The sequence below is a fragment of the Bifidobacterium sp. ESL1118 genome (assembly GCF_058505595.1).
Genome location: NZ_CP196371.1, coordinates 81,591 through 103,059 on the forward strand (window position 1 = coordinate 81,591; position 21,469 = coordinate 103,059).

A 21,469-nucleotide genomic window follows, 5' to 3' on the forward strand; every position below is an offset into this window, starting at 1 on the left:
GTTTTATGTATTCCGTCTTGTTAAATACATAAATTAATTAGAGATAGTAAGTAATATGGTGCAAAGAATACGTGTCTGAACACTATTCGCATATTGGTTATTCAGACACATGTTCTTATCGGCTTATGAATGTTCCATCATGGCTCAGTGGTCGATGCGACGCATGGAGAGTATGTATCCGGCCATAAGCAGGCAGAAGCATGCGATCATAAGGATGGATGCTCCATCGGTGCCTGTTTGGGCCAGATTCTGTTCATTACCTGAAGGAGAACGACTGATCGGTGTCTCGCCTGGTTTCGTGTCTGGAGCGCTGGCGCCGATTACCTTGACTCGCGTCCAGCCGAGCACGGAATTCATATAATCGGTGACACTGAGAATATGTTTTCCGGAATATCGATTAGGGATTCGAACTTCGATGTAGTGGCGTCCCTGATCGTCAACCTGTGCTGGGATATTGGGGGACCCATTGGAGTCGGACAATAATTGCGGTTCGGAATAGATGAATGCATGCAGCGGTTTGTCGGTTGAAATTGATGGATCAAGGTAGATGTGAACAATGCTTCCAGCATGTACGGTGCGTTCCGCCAATGTGATTTTATCTTTCCGGCCTGCCGGCAATTGATTCATGTCAGGTATGGGGGCAGGCGTTGTTGGCTGGCTCGGTTTAGTTGGATGACTCGGCTTGTTTGGCTGGTCTGGTCTATTCGGTTCATCCGAAGCGCTCAGTGTCGGATGCATTTCGGCGCTGGAAACGTAACCCGTTTTATTGCCTTTGACCTTCATGCCATAGACGCTCAGTGGAACGATGCGAACATTGGTGACGACCTGTTCTGGTATAGTCAGTAGTTTTTCTTTCATACCGGGCTGAATGGAACCTGTGGCGACGCGGGTATAGGAAGTGCCATTGTCGGTGCTGGTCTCAAGGCAATAATCCATGATGGTGCCGTCGGACGTGCTGAACCAGCCTGGATGGATGCCGGTGTAGAAATACCCGCCAATATAGGGTAAATATGTGATGCCATTGACCTTTGTGGGTGTTGCAAATGCAAAATCAACCCACGCCCTTGAAACGTCGCCATACGCGTGCGAGATCCAATTGCTGTTTCTATCGCCGTCGTCGATATAGCTCAGGGAGCCTTCTTTGTTTGCCTGATCATAGTTGTCATACACCGAGCCGGCAGTGACAGTGTATGTGGATTTTTCCGCGCGCTTGACTGCATATGTCGGTTCCACGTCATCGACGTTGAAGTCCATTTTGCCTTCATTGACCCAATCGTTGTCGATGTAGTTGCGGGTCTTGATTTGTACGTGGCTGCCGGTTACGTTAACCTGATAGCCGTTGCCCTCGCTCAGGTCGCTGCCGTAGTCGGTGTTGTGGAAGCTGGGCATGTCCACTACATGGCCAAATGGAGTATTGTAGGTGTCCAGCAGGTCGGCACCGTTGTGCACATGGCCGGTGAAGATTACCGCTTGGGGGTAGTTGGCGAGGATGTCCTTGATCTTCTGCTCGTTGACACCTCCCTCGCTGCCGCCTATGTCGTCTTCGGGCACATGGTCGGCTGTACCGGAAAACGTCTGATGTACAATGAGGAAGATCGGCTTGCCGGTCTGGGCATCGACCGCTATGGTTCTGGAAAGCCATTGTACTTGGGCGTCGGAGATGGCGGCTTGGTCTTTGAGGTCCTTTTCGGTGTTAAGTACTAGGAAATGGTATCCTTTCACCCACTGGTCCCAGTAGAGTTGTCCCTTATCTGCAGCGTTAGCACCAGTTTTGGAATTCGTCATGTATTGCCGGTTATATTTGAAGTAACGCTGGAATACAGGTGTGGTTCCTCCAGGGGCCGTGGTGGGGTCTTGCAGGCCTTTTTGTGGATTGCTTGGGTGCCCGTTCCACCGTACATCATGATTGCCTAATGCCACGATTGGCACTTTGGTGCCTTTGCCTTCCTTTAATGTTTTGAAGAAATCGTGTACTTGGCTTTCGGAGCCGTTGTCTGAATTGTCACCGCCAAACAGCAATGCGGAGGAATCGGGATTGAGGACGGCTATGTCTCCAAGAGCTTTTTTGAGGTCATTCTTGCTTTGCACGCTGGAAAGGTGGATATCTGAAAGCACATCGAAGGTGATGTCAGGGTTGGCCTTCGGCGTCAGCAGTTCCTCCTCCATGAGTTTCAGGTCACGTATGTGCCGTTCAACCGCATCGATGGAGTCTCCTGACGATGACTGTGCCTTGGCGATTGCCTGGCTGAGTTGGTCGCGTTTGGCCGTACTGGCCTCGGGGTGGGTGGTGAGCATGGCTTGTGCCTTCGCTATCTCATCTGTAAGTTCATTCCTGGATTTGCCTATCGTATATTGCTGATATGCGTTGGCGATTGTCTCAGGGCTGAGAGTGCCGCGATAGATGGCGAGATTGTCGATGGCGGAGTCTTCCAAGCCATATGCGCCATTACTGTCGGCTCCAAGAATTACGTCTCCTGCGTCGGCGCTTACACCGGCTAATGGGGCGAGGCTTGTAGTGGAAGTGAGTTCACCGTCACGATAGACATCGAGGTTGCTGTCACGTGCATAATCGGCAACGAGGTAGTGCCATTGGCCGTCAATCGTATTGCCGATTCTTGAGCTCTCGCATCGTGTCGATCCGTTCGCAAGGTTGATTCGGACGTTTTCTTGGAAGCTGCCGAGTACGAATCCTTGGTTGCTCCCGGAGCTGTAATCTTTGTTACCGAGAATCGTTCCGCCGTTGTTGTTTCCTACGGAGGTTTTATACCATAGCGCCACGGCGAAGTTATCTGTCCCGAATTTCAGCGTATTCTGTTTGGCGAATCTTACCGATTGCTCTGCCACCGCTGCGCTGCTGTTTGTGGCGTTGGTAATGTGCAGGGCCTTGCCGTCTATGCCGTCGACGTACTCGGGTGTAATTTTTGCCTGGCCGTCATGTCCATTACCGCTGACATCGTTCAGCTCGTCGTTGAAGTCCAGCTTAAGCATAAGCTGAGCGTTGTTGGTGTCGGCGGCATAGGCCGGTTGCCCCATGGCGAACGCGGTGGCTGTCGCCATAATCATTGCAATTAATGTAAAAATACTTGACAGTATTTTACTTTTATGCATAGAATCCCTTCTTTCTTTGAAGTATGCATCTTCGCATATCTTTGCATTACAGGGGAATGACCGCTGCGTCAATTTTGATTATAATGTAAAGATAGTAAACATTATAGCAATGGGACGATACCGATGAGAAATGGTACCGTCCCATTGCTATTGCAATTAAATATAGGTCATGAGATTATTTATGCGTGTGGTTGTAGTACCAAAGTACGCCTACCACTCCTGCCAGACCTATGCATTCAAGCCCCAGACCTTTCCAGGAGAGGTCGCGCTGGCCAATGATGGTGAGTATCATGAACCCGATGAAAACCAGCAATTCGACTGCAATGATCAGTGCCGAACGAAGTCTGTCACTCATTTGATGCCTCCCATGTTCGAAGTTTCAAGCAGTTTCTTCTGTACAAGTGCGTAGAAGATGAGCACGGGCACCATGACGATGACCATGCCGGCGTAGAGACGGCCGTAATCGGTCGCCGCCTTCTGCGTCTGCATGAGGTTGAGCAGGCCCACTTGCACTGTGCGGTTGTCCACGCCTTCCGATGGCGGCATCAGGGTCTGAGCGATGATATAGTCGTTCCAGTAGCTCAGGAAGTTGAACAGCATCGACATCGAGATTGCCGGTCCTGCCATGGGGAAGAAGATGCGCGTCATGATGGTGAATTGCGAGGCGCCGTCCAGAAGGGCCGCCTCCTCGTAGGTGGTCGGTATCGTGACAAAGAAATCCTGTAGCAGAAAAATGGTGAACGGCAACGATGTGGCCGCGTACACCAACGCAAGTACGAATACGTTGTTGATGAGGAAGCCATTGGGGAAGAGGTTGTAGAGCAGCTTGTCCCCGTCGGAGAGCATGAGGAAGATTGGCACGACGATGTAGTTGACGTTGATGAACAGACCGGCCTGGATGCCGATCTTGATGATTTTCTTGCCAGGGAAATCGAAGCGAGCCAACACGTAGGAGCAGGGCAATGCCACGATGAGCACGATGACAAGTGCCAGAATGGTGACAATGACCGAAGTGCCAAAGTATTTGCCCAAATGGGCATCTCTGAAAGCGGTCACATAGTTCTGCCAATATAGGCCTTTCGGAAGGGACCAAGGGTTGCCGTAGAACTCGCTCTTTTGCTTGAAGGAGGCGAAGAACACCCAGATGGTTGGTATGAGAATGGTGAGGGAGGCCAGGATGAGTACCACCTCACCCACTGCGCGACCCACTGTCCACGCATGGGCGTTGCCGCGATTTTTGGCGGGTTTGAATTTTTTGCTTGTCATGATCCGGATCTCCTAGAATTGCAGGACTTCGCGCTTGGTGGTTTGGTTGACCGCCAAGGAGAGCAGGAAGCTGAAGAGGAAGAGTACCACGCCGATGGCCATGCCGTAGCCGTATGTCGCATCTCCGTATGCCGTTTTATACATATAGCCGAGCACGGTCTGTGAGGCGCCGTCAGGGCCGCCGTTCGTCATGGCGGTAACGAGCACGAAGCTCATGTTCACGGAACTGATGATGAAGAACGTAAGCGTGGTGCGGATGTTCTGCCAGATGAGCGGAATGGTGATGCTGAAGAGTTGTCGTACCTTGCCGGCTCCGTCAATCTCAGAAGCCTCGTAGAGCTCCTGATCGATGCCGGCCATGGCGGACATGTACATCACCATGTAATAGCCGAAGGCCTGCCAGACCATAGCGAAGACGATGGAATAGATGACAATCTTCTGGTCGCCGAGCCACACTCGTTGTAGCGCTTTGAGGCCAAGAAAGCCAAGTGTGCCGTTGAGCAGGCCATCCTTTTGATCGTAGATGGCGGAAAACATGGCCGCAATAACCACAGATGAGAGTACTGAAGGGATATACATGACGAAGCGCAGGAAGCTCGCGCCTACTATCCTGCTCTGTGTGAGGATTGCCGCGAAGATAATCGAGATCGGCAGTGTGATGGCTGTGACAAGCACAAGAAGCAGTACTGTGTTCTGGCACGCCTTCACAAATTTCATATCACCGGCAAGCGTCTGAAAATTGGCCAGTCCCACAAATGTGCTGGAGTCTGAAAGCGGACTTGACTTATATAAGGACATACGAAAGACGTTGATGGTGGGTATCACCATGAAAATGACGAATAAAATGACCGCAGGTGCGGCGCAGATCAGTCCGAATACCGAATGCTGATGTTCGAGTTCGCTGCGTTTACGCTTGGGCTTCCGGGCGGATTTTGACATGGAATCTCCTCTCCCCCTTGAAGAAACTGAGAACAGATTGGCGGGGCTGCAAATCTTCAGAGCCCCGCCAATCTTATGCTGTTATTGTTTAATAGTGACTTGAGCGAAGCGTCCCATTACTTTGAGGCCGCGGCGTTGAGTGCATTGCTGGTGTCGTTGAGGGACTTTTGCCAGGCGTCAAGGCTCTTCTGCTTGGAGGCGATGGAATCAACGGCGGTGTAGAGGTCGTCCTTGATGTTCTTGCCTTCAACGGATGCCGTGGCGGAGAAGGAACCGGTGATGGCCTTCACGCCAGCTTCCTTGTAACCGTCATAGAATACCTGCATGGTTTTGTCCGCTTTGTCTGAGGCGCCCTTGATGGGCTGTACCGCACCGGTCTTGGCGAAGATCTCGGCGGCCTTGTCGGAGTACATGTAAGCCATGAACTTCTTGGCGGCTTCCTTGTTCTTGGCCTTGGCTGGAATCCAGATGCCTTCAATGGTTGTGTTGATGTATCGGGTGCCGCCTGCCTTGGGTGCCGGAACCGGAGCGAAGCCCCAGTCGAAGCCCTTGGTGCGTGGAGCGTCCTTCATCTCGTTGACGATCCAAGTGCCGTTGGGCATGAAGAGCGACTTGCCATCGAGCACGGATTGCTGGTTCTTGGTGAAGTCCTGTGCGTTGGCATAGCCCACGGTGGCGGGGTTTAGGTACTCGGTGACGAGCTTCTGCACGAGTGTCAGCGCTTCCTTGGACCTGCTGTCTTTCCAGATGTCTTTCTTATAGGTCATGACATCCTTGTAGTAATCCTCGCCGCCCATATCGGCCAGCAAGGCGTTGAAGAACGCGTCGAAGTAGCCTGAGGTGGAGTAGGTGAACAGTGAGATGCCCTTGGCCTTCGCCTCATCGCCCAGTTTGAAGAAGTCATCCCAGTTAGTGGGAACCTCCCAGCCGTTTTCCTTGAGCAGGGTCTTGTTGTAGACCAGTCCTGACGGCGCATAGTACATGGGCATCAGGTAGGTCTTGGAATCACCGTAAGGATTGGTGTACAGGCCGATGATGTTGTTGACCAGCTTCTCTTTCACGGTCTTTTTCTCGCCGGGAACCGTCTCGTTGAGCACGTCGCTGACATCTTCCAGCGCATGGTCTTTGAGCATGGTCTCCACGAGTCCAGATTCATTGCCTTGAGCCATTTCGACGATGTCAGGATATTTGCCAGCCTTCATACCTGGTGTTATTTCATCGCCCAACTTCTTGGATGTGGTCAGCTCGATTTTGACATCCGGGTTCAGCTTTTCATAGGCGGCGACCACCTGTCTATAGATGTCGGAACCGTAACCGCCCTCAAACGCGGCGAATTTCAATACCGTCTTGCCGCCATTGGCATCGCTTTTGGAACCACCGCAAGCGCCAACGGACATGAGCATGGCGGCAGCTCCCACAAGCGCCACCGCCTTCTTCATGGTTGCATTCAGTTTCATCTTCGTACCTCCTCGTAATTCCTTTCATGGAGCAGCAGTTGGAACTCCATAATTCCTCCGCAAAACTTCTCTTTACGAGCTACATCTACGTAAAGAACCGCACATAAATTAATGTACACCATCTTTCTTTTAAATGTAAAATCGGTGCGCGTCGGTGATAGGGGAATGAAGGGAATCAATGTGGGTCCAATGTATATTGGACGGGTTGATCTAGTTGTTTGTGTATGGTTATTCTATCCTTAAAGTGTTCTTAATCATTGATTTTCTCTATTTATTATTATCCTTTCTCTACTATTGCCTGAAAAATTGGATATTGGTCCATACTTTAAAAATAAAGAGTGTTATCATAAAAGTGCGTGTCACGGTGACGCGTCTATATGCATAGTTGCAGAGGAGTCTATTTTAATGAAGAAAGATTCATTGTTACGAGCGAGTTTGGCAGCTCTGCTGGCGCTCGGTTTTATGGGAGGGACGGCGTTTGCCGATACATCGGCGCCTCTTCATGCATCTGCGCCGCCCTCAGTTTCACGGGCCGATGCGGCAGAGCCAAGAGCTGTGCCTCTTGTGGCACCACGCGATCTTAATCCGGTCAACGGCTGGACGATGGAGAACCCCGTAGGAGGAGAGACACTGGAATCCAGCGATGGATGGACACATTTCAAGTCCTCAAGCAGCAACGGCAATGCCGCCACAGGCACGAATCTGCCTGCCGTGGCGGTGTATGGCACACCTTTTGACTTCGCCCATGCCGGGTCATTCCATGCCACGGTGAAGAGCCCCCAAGCTGCGGGAAACAATCGTTTCGGCTTTTATCTGGGCTACGCCGATCCAGGCAATGGCCTGTTCATCGGCTTTGATTCTGGTGGATGGTTCTGGCAGAAGTATGTTGGCGGCGAAGGCGACTATTATTCCGGTTCCCGCATCTCGGCACCTGCGGCGAACACCGAAAGCGATGTTTCGGTGTCTTGGACAGGCACAGTGGCCACGCTGACGGTAGATGGGCAGAAAGCCTTCGATGTGGACTACGCCTCCATGACCGCACTGACTGGAACAGTGGCAATGAAGGCCGGAACATACGGTACGGCATTGACTGATATGTATATCAAGGACTTTCCGCAGGCCGACAGATCCACTTACAACGTGAGCGGCACTGTCGTCGACAACAATGGTCCGCTTAGCGGTGCGAAGGTGCGCATCGCCGGAGTCACGAGCGTGGAGACCGATGCCCAAGGCAAATACACACTGACGGATCTGAGAAATGGGAAGTACACCATCAGCGTTGGGAAAGCCGGATATGATGAGATTACCCAGGACGTGATTGTTCAAGGCGGGAATGTTGTAGTGCCGCCAATCGAGCTGGTGAAGTCGAACGCCGTTGAGCCGGCGACTCAGACGCTGAAGACCGATGATATGAGCGTGCGCGTCAAAGAGGCGTTTCCTGCGGTCCTGGACTACACCATGACCAAGTTGGGCGGCAAGAAGATGTATGGCCAGCCCTCTGATGCGCGTGTTGTCAACGTCAACGGCACTGATGTGACACTCGGCGGCCATGATGTGGCATTCACCAGGATGAGCGACACCCAGGCGCACTACTTGCTGCGCGTCAAGGACGTTTCCAAGCACATCGATGCACAGCTCACGGTTGACGTGAACGTCAAGGCCAACACCTTGAGCCTTGAAGTCACGAAGATCGTCAACAACCTCGACGAGAAGACCTATCCTATCCAGACGGTCTCCTTCCCTGGCCAATCGCTTGTTTCTGTGCGGTCCAACCAGACCGGTGCCCAGTTCACGGGTGCCCGCATGTCTTCGGACACCAACAAGAACGGCGATACCACCATCAACGTCACCGACACCACGGCCATTACCGATGCAGGGGATTACATTTACGGTTTCGTTTCCGGCGGCTCGCTGAGCGCCGGTCTGTGGAGCAACTCAGAGCATGACGGCACCACGGTCGCCGCTGTGGCCGGCGGTGCGCAGAACACGCGTGTGGTGGCATCGACAACCGCATTGAACGGCGAGACCTCATTGGGGCTGGCAAGCGCTCCTTGGTATTACCATCGTGTGGTCAAGGATTCGAAGAACAAGTCATATACGGATGACCAGATTGAGATGCCCAAGCTCAAAGTCGCCATCGCCGGTGATGAGAACAACGACGGTGTGACGAATTGGGAGGATGGCGCTCTGGCCTATCGCTCGATTATGAACAATCCAGTGAAGTCCGAGGAAGTCCCCGAGCTTGTTGCCTACCGCATCGCCATGAACTTCGGTTCGCAGGCGCAGAACCCGTTCCTCACCACGCTCGACAACGTGAAGAAGGTGGCTCTCAATACCGACGGTCTCGGTCAGTCAGTGTTGCTCAAGGGCTACGCCAATGAGGGGCATGATTCAGGCCATCCTGATTATGGCGACATAGGCCAGCGAATCGGCGGCGCGAAGGATATGAACACATTGCTGAAGAAGGGTGCGGATTATGGCGCTCGATTCGGTGTGCACGTCAACGCCGGCGAGATGTACCCGGAGGCCAAGGCATTTAGCAATGACCTGGTGCGCCGCAATCCTGATGGATCGCTGCATTATGGCTGGAACTGGCTTGATCAAGCAGTCGCCATCGACAGCATCTATGATCTGAACCATGGCCGTGCCGATCGCTTCCAGGATTTGAAGAACAAGGTGGGCAACAATCTCGATTTTGTCTACGTTGACATCTGGGGCAACCAGACGGGCGGTTCTGATGATTCCTGGCAGACCCGCAGGCTCTCCAAGGAGATCAATAGCCGCGGTTGGCGCATGGCCAACGAATGGGGTGCTGCCAATGAGTATGACTCCACCTTCCAGCACTGGGCTGCGGATTTGACTTACGGCGGCAGTGGGCTTAAGGGCGAGAACTCCCAGGTGATGCGTTTCCTGCGCAATCATCAGAAGGACAGTTGGGACGGCGACTATCCGTCTTATGGCGGCGCGGCGAACGCGCCGTTGCTCGGCGGGTACAGCATGAAGGATTTCGAGGGCTGGCAGGGCCGCAACGACTATGCCGACTACATCGACAACCTTTATAGCCATGATGTCTCAACCAAGTTCCTACAGCATTTCAAGGTGCAGCGTTGGGTGAACAGCCCACTTGATGCATCCTCAATGCAAGACCCCGCTACGAATGGCGGCAACGAACAGATTGTGTTGAAGGACGACGATGGCAACACTGTGGTCGTTTCCCGCAAGAGTAATGATGCTGCCTCTACTGATTATCGCCAGCGCACTATCACCTTCAATGGGCAAGTGGTTTCCAATGGTGCGGTGAAGGCCGGCGACGGCAGCTCGCAGGGTGATGAGGCGTATCTGCTTCCTTGGATCTGGAATGTGAAGACAGGAAAAAAGGAGAAGGCTGCGAATCAGCGGCTGTATCATTGGAATGCCAAGGGTGGCAGGACTACCTGGACGCTGCCCAGCGGTTGGTCGAACCTCTCCAATGTGGTGGTCTACAAGCTTACCGATCAAGGCAAGACGGAAATGCAGTCGGTTCCCGTTACTGGTGGGAAAGTGGCGCTCAACGCTCTGGCTGAGACTCCGTATGTTGTCTATCAGGGCGAGCAGAAGCCGATGCAGGTCAATTGGAGCACAGGCATGCATGTGGTCGATGCCGGTTTCAATGGCGGGCAGAACACCCTCGCCAAGAACTGGAATACCACCATTCCCGCAAAGGGCAATGGCAAGGCTGAGATTGTAGGAACCAACAATGCCATGCTTCGCCTTTCCGGCGCAGCGAGCGCCTCGCAGAAGATTACCGACCTCACCCCGGGCACGCGCTACGCGCTCTACGCAGGCGTCGACAAGCGTGGCGGCGGCAGGGCGTCAATCACCGTCAGCAACGACGGCAAGACGCTGGCCAGCAACTACACCAACCAGAGCATAGCGCAGAACTATGTGAAGGCATATGCCCACAACACCGACACCAAGACCGAAAACGGCATGAGTATGTTCCAGAATATGTACGTCTGGTTCGTGGCCCCGGCAAGCGGCGAGACCCGCGTCACGCTCTCCCAGAGCGGCACGGGCAACGCTGCGGACCACGCCTACTTCGACGACGTGCGCATCCTGGAGAACAGCTACGATGGTCTTTCCCTCGAGAAGGATGGTAGCCTGAAGGAGCTCGACAACGACTTCGAACATAACGCTCAGGGAATGTGGCCGTTTGTGGAGTCAGGCTTGGAGGGCGTGGAGGATAACCGCACCCACCTTTCAGAGCTGCACGCGCCCTATACGCAGGCCGGCTGGGATGTCAAGAAGATGGATGACGTACTCGGCGGCAAGTGGTCGGTGAAGGTCAATGGCCTTGCCGATTACAACTACCTGGTCTATCAGACCATTCCCCAGACGGTGCGTCTGGAGCCCGGTCAGAAGTACGAGGTCTCTTTCGACTACCAGTCAGGCTCCGACGGCATCTACGCCTTCACCACCGGAGACGGGGTCTACGGCTCTCGCAACACCCTCACACCGTTGGGTAAGGCGCTTGGCACTACGGCCCATGCGAAGTTCACGGTGACCGGGTCCCCGAGCGGTGATTCGTGGTTCGGCATCTCGTCCACAGACAAAGAGCCCGACCTGCAAGGATCCACAGGCAGCGCCCAGGACTTCGGTGGCTACAAGGACTTCGTGCTCGACAACCTCTCCGTGAAGCGTGTCGATTCAGGTTCCCACACCAAGGCCGAGGCTGAGGCCAAGCTCAAGGAAGTCGGCGACAAGTATGCCTCCGAAGACTCCCGGTTCAGTGCCGGTGACTGGCAGCTCTTCCAGAAGACGCTCGCCAAGGCCAAGGTGCTGATCAACAAGGACGGAGCGGATGCCGGCAGCTATGCTCAGGCGTACGCCCTGTTGGTGAGTCTCGATGAGTACATGCAGAACGCTCCGGTCGATGCCGACACCGATGCCTTCGACGTGGCCTACGACAACGGCGCTGGCTACACCGTTGAGGCGGGTAGTGCGCAGCCGTCGTCCAGCGGTGGCAAGGAAGGCCCCATTGAATTTGCCCAGGATGGGGACCAGACCACGTATTGGCACACCAAATGGGGCACCGATGAGGTCACTGCCGGTAATGCCTGGTATCAGTTCAACCTCGCTGAGCCGACCACCATCACGGGCCTGCGCTATCTTCCTCGGCCAAACGGCACGAATGGTAGGATCACAAAGTTCAACATTGACGTGGCCACTGCCGACGGTCAGATGCGTAGTGCTTCTGTTGGTCCACAAAGCGTGACTCCGAGCCAGCGTGTGGTCACCGACGGCACGTTCACCACGAATGTCGATTGGCAGCGGGTCGTGTTCGACCAGCCTGTGGAGAATGTCACCGCCGTGCGCATCACCGCCACGCAGACTGCCGGCAGCCCCGCAAACACGTATGCCTCGGCTGCTGAACTTCGAGTGACCACCAATCGTGAGGTGCAGCCGGCGAAGGTGCTCGTCGATAAGTCAGATCTCGAGAGTGATATCAGTTCGGCTGAGGCGCTCAATCAGGCTGACTATACACCGGTGAGCTGGGGCGTGCTGGCCAGTGCATTGAGCAGGGCCAAGACCGTCGATGCCGATGCATCCGCCTCGCTGTATGACGTGGAGCTGAGCCAGACAAATCTGGAGACCGCAATGGGCGCTCTGGTGCATGTGCAGCCGGGCACGCCGGGTCAGCCGGGCACGCCGGGTCAATCGGGTCAGCCAGGTGTGCCTGGCGCTCCGGGTCAGCCGGGCACACCAGTTGTTTCGAACTCCGTTGACGTGGCCAAGCACAACGGCGGCAGGCTGAGCTCCACCGGTAATTCCGTGGTGTGGATTGCGCTCGCAGCTGTCGTGCTGGCCGGTGTGGCACTCCTACTCGCGGCGTTCCTGAAGCGAGGTGGTAGCCAGTCGGATTGTTAATGACATTGAACCATCTGAAGTTCGTCCGAAGCCTGGAAGCAGCTTGGGCCGCATCCCTCACGTTGGCCAGGCAAGACGAATTTGGTTGAATTCTTAAGCTCAGCCGTATGGCATGTCGTGGGGCGGGCTCAAGGCTTTCAGCTACTTTAGGTGCCATGGGAAATGCTGTGGAAAGAAGGTTGACCAGTTAATTGGTGGGGCCAAGATAAGTAATCTTGGCCCCACCAATTTTTCTGTATTTGGCCCAAAGAAGCCACTCAAGATGGTTCTGGCAAGTCATGCCAGCAGCGATTTGAGGTGCGGGTAAGCTATCACGATGCCCACAATGTAGGCATGTTCGTTTGGCGGGCATAGGAACCGCATATTGTACAGCTCAAGCAAACGAACGGTTTGCGGTTCATAATCGCCGAAAGGAGGCTGCCGAGATGAGCAGACTGATTTCCATTGCACTGCATATACAAGTCGTACGAATTATCGTCCTGTCTCCGTCGGCGGTCCAATAGGCAAACTCAAGCTTAGGCCCTACCGATGAAGGCAGGGCAGGCAAACAGCATATAGCAGCTTCATCGGCCATCTTGGTGTTTGCGTTTGTCTTTCCCCATATGTTCTCCGGTCAGCGCAATTTCGTTGAAACCATGCTGTTCCCATGCTTGGGCTTTGCGCTGATGGGCGTTTCATTCGGGCAGCTCGGCGCGGAGTTGCTGGAGCTGTTCCCGGCGAATGTGCGTTACTCCGGCTCTGGTCTGGGCTATAACCTTGCAGCCACCGTTGGTGCGGTCTTTGCCCCATCCATCGCCACTTGGCTCGCCAGTCACTGGGGCGTTGGCTCCGTGGGTCTTTATATGGCTATGATGGCTGTGTGCAGCGTCGTGGCTCTGCTCACCAGTCGTGAGACTAAGGATACTGACTTCGCCCAGTGAGTTGGGCTGGACCCTTGGGGCTCTGGGGTTCCATTCTTGCTGCTTTGAGGGTGACTGGTTGGTTTCGGTTTTCATTTCGTGAGCACTTTTTCTTGGATTTTGGTGAAGATCAAAATCGTGAATGGTGGATTTCCAACGATTGCAAAATTAGTCTCGCAAAAATCGCGCAAAAAGTGCTCACGGAACGAAACAGAGACGAATTTAAGTCGGAATTTGTGCGGAAACGGGGCAATCAGCATGTCATTGGGAGCAAAAATTCTCTTCAGACTCATATTGCCGGCGAAAATGAGTAATAGGCGTGTCTCCATATGGTGGGTGCGGTGTCAACGGAACCGTCGTGGTGGGTTAGCGTCTTTACACCACTAATATGTAGGTTTTCTTATGTAGATTGTAAATATTGTCGGAAACATAAAGGGAATAGAATCCATGCGTTATGGTTTTCGAAACAGCTTTGCCGGATCCGGCCGTGGAAAAGGTAGGAGATGGCTTAAGGTCTATGAATGATTGACGTGAATGATTGATGAGTATGTTGTTCGGATTCAATGGGTTTGTTGGAGGCGGGTATGAGCGGTAGCGATAATGAGAATGGCGTAGGCGGCAAGAAGAACGAACTTGAGCGGGGGCTTTCCAATCGCCATGTGCAGTTTATTGCCATCGGCGGCACCATCGGCACCGGCCTCTTTCTGGGCTCCGGCAAGTCGATAGCCCTCACGGGCCCGAGCATCATCCTCGTCTACATTTTGGTGGGGATCATCATGTTCCTTCTGATGCGTGCCATTGGCGAACTCATGTACCACGACCCGGACCAGCACACGTTCATCAACTTCATCGGCCGCTACCTGGGCCCCGGCTGGGGTCACTTCGCCGGATGGACCTACTGGATTGTCCTTATTCTTATGGGGCTTTCAGAGCTCACGGCGGTGGGCACCTATTTCGTCACGTTCTTCGACACATTCGGCTTCCACTTGGAGCGCTGGCAGTGGCTCATCGAGCTGTGCTTCCTGGCTGCGCTCATCGGCATCAATCTCATCGCGGTCAAGGCGTTCGGCGAGGCCGAGTTCTGGTTCTCCATGATCAAGATCACGCTGATCGTCGGCCTCATCGTCACCGGGGTTGTCATGGTCATTGTGAACTACCATTATCCGGCGGTGCGCGTGCTGGGTATGGATCACATGGGCAAGGCGGGCCATGCCGGGCTTGACAACATCTTCGCCGGCCTGACTCTCATGCCCAACGGGCCTATGGCGTTCCTCATGAGCTTCCAGATGGTCTTCTTTGCCTATGAGATGATCGAGTTCGTTGGGGTTACGGTCTCGGAGACCAAGAACCCACGCAAGGTGCTGCCCAAAGCCATCAACGAGATCATCGGTCGCATCCTCATCTTCTACGTGGGCGCGCTCATCGCCATCATGCTCATCGTCCCTTGGCGCACCTTCCAGCCCAACAAGGATGGCAGCTTCGCCTCGCCGTTCATCATGGTGTTTCAGTACGCTGGCCTCAAATGGGCCTCCGCCTTGGTCTTCTTCGTGGTCATCACTGCTGCGTCCTCGGCGTTGAATTCCCTGCTGTATTCCACTGGGCGCCATCTCATGCAGTTGGCGGGCGAATCGCCGTCGCCATTCATCCGTAAATTCGGTGTGGTTTCAAGTCACAAGGTCCCGGCTCGCGCCATCCTGGTTTCGGCGGCACTCATCCTGCTGGCGCCCGTCATCAACGCCATCCCTCAGGTTTCCAATGTGTTCGTGTTCTTCTCCTCTGCCTCCAGCGCCGTCATCATCTTTGTCTATATTCTCACGATGGTGGCGCACCAGCGTTATCGCCGGTCTAACGATTTTGATCCGGACGGCTATCTTATGCCTGCATATAAGGTGACCAATACATTGACCATCGCATTTTTTGTTTTCATATACGCCACCTTGTTCCTTTCGAAGGACACCATCACCTCGGCGGTGCTTGGCCTGACCTGGCTGGCCCTCTTCGGCGGTTACAGCCTGATTCGCAGCCATAGGGCAGGGGCTCGGCTCGAAGAGTGATTGCTATGTCTCGGCGGAGAATGCACTGAGGCTGTTTTGGAATGTGAGGGGTGCTGGCGTGTGGTGGATGCTGAGATTGTTGCCGTCGAAACTGAGGTTTTTGGCGGCAGACTCTTTACTTGCGGCCTGTAAGTAGGTAGGCTCATAGGTATGCATGATGTAACGTTACGAACCTGCCCTCTGGGTGCGGATGTGGAGATCTGCAGGCTTGAGTTTGCGGGCCGCAGCCAGTTCAGGTTGGGTGAGCTTGGATTTCGTGTGCACGAGTCGGTCAGGGTCATCCAAAAGTCCATGTTCGGCGGTTGCATCGTGGCGCATGGCAGTGAGCGTATCGCGGTGGGTGGCGATACCGCACGTCATATTTTCGTCAAGACAAGATAGTGATTGGCTAGTGGAATTGCGCTGTCAGGTTTCGATGGTCGTGGGCTTGACGCTTATGTTTGGTAGCCGCGCGACCGAAGGTATTGTATGAATGCAGGGCAGGGGCAGGCATGATGGATGTTACCGATGGCAACGATGTCCACGCCATGCCGGAACCGGCTGATTGCCATGGATCCGGTCATCATCACAGGCGTGGCCTCGCCGTGCTTCTGCCGGATAGGCATCACAGTGGCCACGGGAGCCGGGAGGATTCCTGCAGTGTGGATATGGACGGCGGTGCCTCTCATTCCATGGGCCACATGGGGTCTGAGACTTCATGGCAGGCCAATCCTAGAATCGTGTTTGTTGGCAACCCGAACGTGGGTAAGTCGACGCTGTTCAACGCCATCCTAGGCGCCAATGCTTCGGTGATGAACGCCCCGGGAACCACCGTACTGGTGGAGCAGGGGCAATTGCACCGCCCCGATGGCACCACTTGGGATTTCATCGACACCCCAGGCACGGCTTCCCTCGATGCCATCAGCCCGGATGAGCAGGTGGCCAGCGAGGCCGCCATGGGCAGGGCGCATCACCCGGTTCCTGATGTGGTCATTGTTGCATTCAACGCCACTTCACCCTCCAAATCGCTGTATCTTATGAGCCAGCTGATGGACCTGGGGCTTCCGCTTGTGGTTGCCGTCACCATGCTCGATCTGGCCGAAAAACAACATTCCTCCATTTCGATTGAACGGTTGAGCAAGGAATTCCCCAACATTCCGTTCGTGCGCGTGGACGGCCGCAGCGGCGAGGGCACCAACGAGTTGATCAAGGTCGTCGCCAGGATGCTCGCCGCCCTCAAATTGGGCGAGACTGAAGCGATTGGAACAACTGACGCAGTGACTGAAACCCATTCGGGCAACGGAAGGACCGTTCGCGCCATCGCTGCCGTGAATGCCGTGACCAGCAATCCGATCCCGCCTCGTAAAGCTGGCGGTAAGGAAGTGGCGCAGTGGGTTGAGGCTTCCTCTGATGAACGATTCAATTGGATAGCCTCAAAACTGCGCGATCTGAACGAAGGCAACGAGCAAGCCGGGGATGCCGTCACGTTTTCCGACAAGCTCGACCGCATTCTTCTCCACCCCGTTGTCGGCCTTGTGGTGTTCCTTGCCACTATGTTCCTCGTGTTCGAGGCCACAACCACGCTCGCCGGTCCGCTGCAGGACTGGTTCGACGTGACGTTGAGGGGCTGGTGCACCACCGGCATCAGCTGGGTCTTCACCGTGGTCGGCGGCAAGGCGAGCCTCGACGGCTGGCTGTACTCGTTGGTGGTTGACGGACTGCTCAACGGTGCCATCACGGTGTGCACGTTCATTCCGCCGATGGGCATCATGTTCATCATTCTTTCGCTTCTGGAAGACTCGGGTTACCTGGCTCGTGCCGCATTCGTGATGGACCGGGCCATGCGCATGATCGGGCTCGACGGCCGGGCCTTCCTGCCGCTGGTGGTCGGCTTTGGCTGCAACCTTCCGGCCCTGGCCTCAACCCGCACGCTGCCGGATTCGCGCCAACGCCTCATGACCGGATTGCTGATTCCGTTCACTTCCTGCAGCGCACGCCTGAGCGTCTATATTGTGTTGGCGTATGCATTCTTCAAGCAGTATGCCGGTTTGGCCATTTTCCTCATGTACGTAAGCTCCATCGTCATCATTTTGGTGGTCGGCTTCGCTTTGCGCCACACGCAGTTCAAGGACTTGGAGGTCCAGCCGTTCGCCATGGAGCTGCCGCCCTATCAGATGCCGCGCATGATTCAGCTGTTCAAGTCTGTGGCTCTGCGGCTCTGGTCGTTCATCACCGGTGCCAGCTCGGTGATCATCACCATGCTCATCATCGTATGGTTCGCCTCCGCCATCCCGCTTTCCGCCGGGGCCGCGGGCACGAATACGTTCGGCCATGTGGACAACGTGGAGGACTCGCTGTACGGCAGGGTCTCCGGGGCCATCGCGCCCGTCTTCGAGCCCGCTGGCTTCAATGATTGGCACGCCTCCGCGGCTCTCGTCACCGGTTTCGTGGCCAAGGAGGTGCTGGTCAGTTCGCTTTCTCAGAGCTACCAGCTGGGCAATGCGGACAATCAGACCGAGCAGCAGCAAGGGCAGGGCAGCCTTGGCAGCCATCTGCACGATAGTTTCGTGGTTTCCAGCCACGGCCATCCTTCGGCTGCCGCGGCGGCGTTTATGATTTTTGTGTTGGCGTACACACCGTGTTTGGCCACGGTGGCGGAGATGAAGCGGCAATATGGAGGCAAAATTGCATTGCAATCCGTGGCCACGGGGCTGGTGATGGCGTATGTGCTTGCCGTGGCGGTGTTCCAGGTCGGGCGGTTGCTATGAGGTGCCGGCATGAGCGTGGATAACGGGTTCCGTCGCACAGCATTGCACGGCAAGACGACGCGGTCGCAGGCCGCATCACCGAAGATCGCTCGGGCATTGTCGACCGCCGCGCCGCAAGCCGTTTGTCTCACGCCCGACAACGCATCCTTTGACCTCACGCACGCCGACACATCGAGAGGCGCCGATCAAGCGCCGGCCGATGCATCCCTATCCGACCAGGTGCTCGATGCGGTCACGCATGGCCAGACTCCGCGCATGGCTGCGCAGAGTCTTGGACAGCCGTTGGAGCTCATTGACCTCATCGTCGAGCGGCTGCGAGCCCAGGGCCGTCTCACCGTGTACGACTTGACGAGCTGCAATTGTGTCACCGGTGAGGGCTGCAACCCCGACCCAAAGTCGCTGGTGTGCGCCAGCTGCCCAATCCTGCCTAGCCAAATCCGCAAGCGGCAGTCCGTTTTCGGCCGTCTTAAAGACAAATTTGGCAAGTTGAGATAACTCCGGATTGCGCCAGTGTACACAATTTGCACTGTCGGAGCGTTGCATGAAGTATGCTTGTATAGGCGTATTGCGTATTTAGCCATATGAATAACAGCAAATTGCATGGAATGGCTCACAATTCTTTTAAATTCGAACCGCGTTAGTTTCAATGGATTTAACAGTTCCACCATCTGGATGTCGCCTGAAAGCTTTGTTTTGCAGCTTGATTTTTCATTTTGGGAGCGAGGGCCTTTTCTGAAATCTGCTCGGGGCGAATTCGGCGGCAGGTGTCCAGTTCTGGGTCAAGGCCTCTAAGGCAATAAGGTGGCCAACCTCGTCAATTGCGGTGGCGCGCAGTGCTCACCATCATGGGTGTGCTGCTCTCGCTGGCTTTGCTGTGAGCGCCGAGGCATGCAAAAAGCGGGTCACCGGATGGTTCCGGTGACCCGCTTTTGTAGTGATCGGATAGTTAGTGGCTATAGGCCGTCACTGAACATTCAACCATCACTTACAGCGTTGCGACCGCATTGGCTGATGCGGCGCTGCTTTCACGGCGCTTGAGCGCGTAGAGGCAGCCGGCTGTGCCGAGCAGCAGCACGGCGACGACCACGCCGAGGATGGCACCCGCGCCGCCGGTGAGGGGCAGCTGGCTGATGCCGTTGACGGCGTAGACCACAATCGGTGCGCTGTCGGCGTCGGTGGCAGCGGTGTGCTTGGTGACGAGGCCCCAAGTGTCGCCAGTGTTGGTGTAGGTGTTGGCATCACCGGTGGCTGTCGTCACGTCGAATGAGGGCTTGAAGGTGCCGTTGTAGCCGGTAGGCGCGGCAGTCTCCTCAACGGTGTAGGTGTCGGACTCGGCCAGACCGTCGACTTGCAGCTTGCCCTTGTTGGCATCGGAGGGCACGGTGAGGGTGCTGGTTGCATTGGTGTCGTTCTGGTCGGCGGCCTTCTTGTAGGTGAATCCATCGGACTGCTTGATGAACTTGATGGGCTCGTTTGCCTGCGTACCGGTCTTCTCGGTGACGGTGAAGGTGGCTCCGGGCAGGAGGGTGTCATCGGACTTGGCTTTGCTCCGAAGGTTGAAGTGCTTGATGTAGATCTTTCCCTCGTTGTTGTCGCCGCCTGTTGAAGGCACCTTGTCGTTGTTGGTGATTGTCTCGTTGTTGTCGCCGCAAGGTGTGGTCTGGCCAGCGGCGCAGTCTCCATCGTTGCCGTTGTCCTTCGGAACGCCGTCGGTGTCGGGCACCGGCTTGTCGGTGAGCGGCGGGTCGGCAGGGTCGCTGGAGTAGCTGAGCACCACGCCGTTGGAGAGGTTGGTCTCGGCGTTGGCGTTGCTGCTGATCTGCATATGGTAGTCCACGGTGATTTTCTCGCCGTAGTGTGCGGTGTTCTTGGCGTACTTGGAGAGGTCGAAAAGCACGTACGTGGTGTCGCCGTCGGCCTTGGATGCAGTGGTGACCTGGTAGTCGGTGCCTGCGGTCAGCGTGGTGCCATTCGCCTTGACGACGGGCGTGTAGTCCGTGCCATTGATGGTGCCCGTGACGAACTTCAGGCCGGCGCTCGGCTGATCGGTCATGGTGAACAGGTAGTGGTTGTCGGTCGTGGTGAACAGGTAGCGGTTGAAACCGGTTGCCAGCGGTACTGTGGTGGTCAGCGTGTAGGGAATGTATGAGCCGATGGATGGCTTGTTGACGGTGCCCATGGTCTTGGTGACCGATGGGCTGTCGGCCTTCATACTGACGGTGCCTAAGGGCTTGCCGTCGATATTGTTGTAGACGGTGTCCACTCCACCGTTCGTAGCGGGGATGGTAATGGCCGTGCCCAGCAGCATAGGGATGGCGTTTTTGGGGCCGTCCGTCTTGCCGCGCGCGGTGGTGACGTCCTCGACCACGTAGATGCCTGGGGTCAGGCCGGTAATGGTGGCGGTGCCGTTGGAGGCCTTATATGCGGTGGCGTTGCCCAGTGCTGTTTGGAAGTCACTCTGCTTGACCAGCGAGGTGACGAAGCTACGCAGTGTGCCGTCGTAAGGGGCCTTTCCGGAGGTTGTGTCGGTGTTCGTGGTGCTGCTGGAAGCATAGCCAAGGTAGTCCGCTGCCACCTGGCCCACCGGATTGCCGGTGTAGGCCTGATCCGCTGAGGCGCCGGTGGCGCGCATGGCGGCTTCGGCTCCGGTCAGCACGCTGTTGGTGCCGTCGACGGTGGTGACGGCCACGTTGGAGAGCGTGGAGTTCTTCGGGTCGCCGCTATTGACGGTGCCGGTGGCGTTCTGGTAGTTACCGATACGCACGGCTTTGAACGAGTGTCCGTCGATCTTTGCCGTGCCCGTGCCCGTTGCCGCATCGGTGGTGATGGTGATGGTCTCTATGTTGCCGGGGGCCGACATGTCGATGTTGACGGGATCTGCACTGGCAACGCCCAAGGGCGCGACCGCCAGCAGCGTGGCTGCAGCCACGGCCAGCCCGGCCATCCTGCTGAGTCTTCTTGTGTTGCTCATCTGGATTACTCCTTGTTCTATTCTTTATTTGTTGTTTTGAAAAGATGCATATAACACCAACTTCTGGCGATTTACGCCGATGAGCGGCTCGTCGGAGGTCTGGGCCTACATCGAGGGAAGA

General features: G+C 55.4%; 11 protein-coding genes and 1 pseudogene. 6 read left to right on the forward strand and 6 right to left on the reverse strand.

The genetic code is table 11. From position 1 onward, the window contains the following. Positions 1 to 144: 144 nt before the first annotated feature. The 5 genes from ACSYSS_RS00310 to ACSYSS_RS00330 form a co-directional block, all read right to left on the reverse strand. On the reverse strand, positions 145 to 3,063 hold the full coding sequence (locus ACSYSS_RS00310; protein WP_491703562.1) for a LamG-like jellyroll fold domain-containing protein: 2,919 nt from the start codon (positions 3,061 to 3,063) through the stop codon (positions 145 to 147). A 220-nt stretch (positions 3,064 to 3,283) separates the two neighbouring features. Then, positions 3,284 to 3,463 (reverse strand): DUF6903 family protein, encoded by a 180-nt coding sequence (locus ACSYSS_RS00315; protein ID WP_491703563.1) that lies wholly within the window; start codon positions 3,461 to 3,463, stop codon positions 3,284 to 3,286. Beyond that, complete coding sequence (locus tag ACSYSS_RS00320) at positions 3,460 to 4,374, reverse strand: carbohydrate ABC transporter permease (RefSeq protein WP_491703564.1); 915 nt, start codon at positions 4,372 to 4,374, stop codon at positions 3,460 to 3,462. Before ACSYSS_RS00320 ends, ACSYSS_RS00315 begins: the two co-directional genes overlap by 4 nt. A gap of 12 nt (positions 4,375 to 4,386) precedes the next feature. Further along, on the reverse strand, positions 4,387 to 5,313 hold the full coding sequence (locus ACSYSS_RS00325) for a carbohydrate ABC transporter permease (RefSeq protein ID WP_491703565.1): 927 nt from the start codon (positions 5,311 to 5,313) through the stop codon (positions 4,387 to 4,389). Positions 5,314 to 5,429: 116 nt separating this feature from the next. Continuing rightward, complete coding sequence (locus ACSYSS_RS00330) at positions 5,430 to 6,770, reverse strand: carbohydrate ABC transporter substrate-binding protein (RefSeq protein ID WP_491703566.1); 1,341 nt, start codon at positions 6,768 to 6,770, stop codon at positions 5,430 to 5,432. Between the two features lie 405 nt (positions 6,771 to 7,175). On the opposite strand from ACSYSS_RS00330, the gene ACSYSS_RS00335 reads away from it, so the two are divergent. From ACSYSS_RS00335 to ACSYSS_RS00360, 6 genes and pseudogenes are all read left to right on the forward strand, one after another. Next, positions 7,176 to 12,677 (forward strand): endo-alpha-N-acetylgalactosaminidase family protein, encoded by a 5,502-nt coding sequence (locus ACSYSS_RS00335; protein ID WP_491703567.1) that lies wholly within the window; start codon positions 7,176 to 7,178, stop codon positions 12,675 to 12,677. Between the two features lie 554 nt (positions 12,678 to 13,231). Further along, a pseudogene (locus ACSYSS_RS00340) lies at positions 13,232 to 13,597 on the forward strand (MFS transporter); the annotation flags it as partial. Positions 13,598 to 14,160: 563 nt separating this feature from the next. Further along, a complete protein-coding gene (locus tag ACSYSS_RS00345; RefSeq protein WP_491703568.1) occupies positions 14,161 to 15,630 on the forward strand; it encodes an amino acid permease in 1,470 nt (489 codons plus the stop codon). Between the two features lie 150 nt (positions 15,631 to 15,780). After that, positions 15,781 to 16,011 (forward strand): FeoA family protein, encoded by a 231-nt coding sequence (locus ACSYSS_RS00350; protein ID WP_491703569.1) that lies wholly within the window; start codon positions 15,781 to 15,783, stop codon positions 16,009 to 16,011. A gap of 146 nt (positions 16,012 to 16,157) precedes the next feature. Further along, positions 16,158 to 18,377, forward strand: coding sequence for a ferrous iron transport protein B (feoB, locus tag ACSYSS_RS00355; protein WP_491704296.1), 2,220 nt, complete (start codon positions 16,158 to 16,160; stop codon positions 18,375 to 18,377). A 9-nt stretch (positions 18,378 to 18,386) separates the two neighbouring features. Continuing rightward, complete coding sequence (locus tag ACSYSS_RS00360) at positions 18,387 to 18,872, forward strand: hypothetical protein (protein WP_491703570.1); 486 nt, start codon at positions 18,387 to 18,389, stop codon at positions 18,870 to 18,872. A gap of 490 nt (positions 18,873 to 19,362) precedes the next feature. On the opposite strand, the gene ACSYSS_RS00365 is transcribed toward ACSYSS_RS00360, so the two are convergent. Next, the gene (locus ACSYSS_RS00365; RefSeq protein WP_491703571.1) at positions 19,363 to 21,348 is read right to left on the reverse strand and encodes an isopeptide-forming domain-containing fimbrial protein; all 1,986 of its coding nucleotides are present in this window, start codon (positions 21,346 to 21,348) and stop codon (positions 19,363 to 19,365) included. Between the last annotated feature and the right edge of the window lie 121 nt (positions 21,349 to 21,469).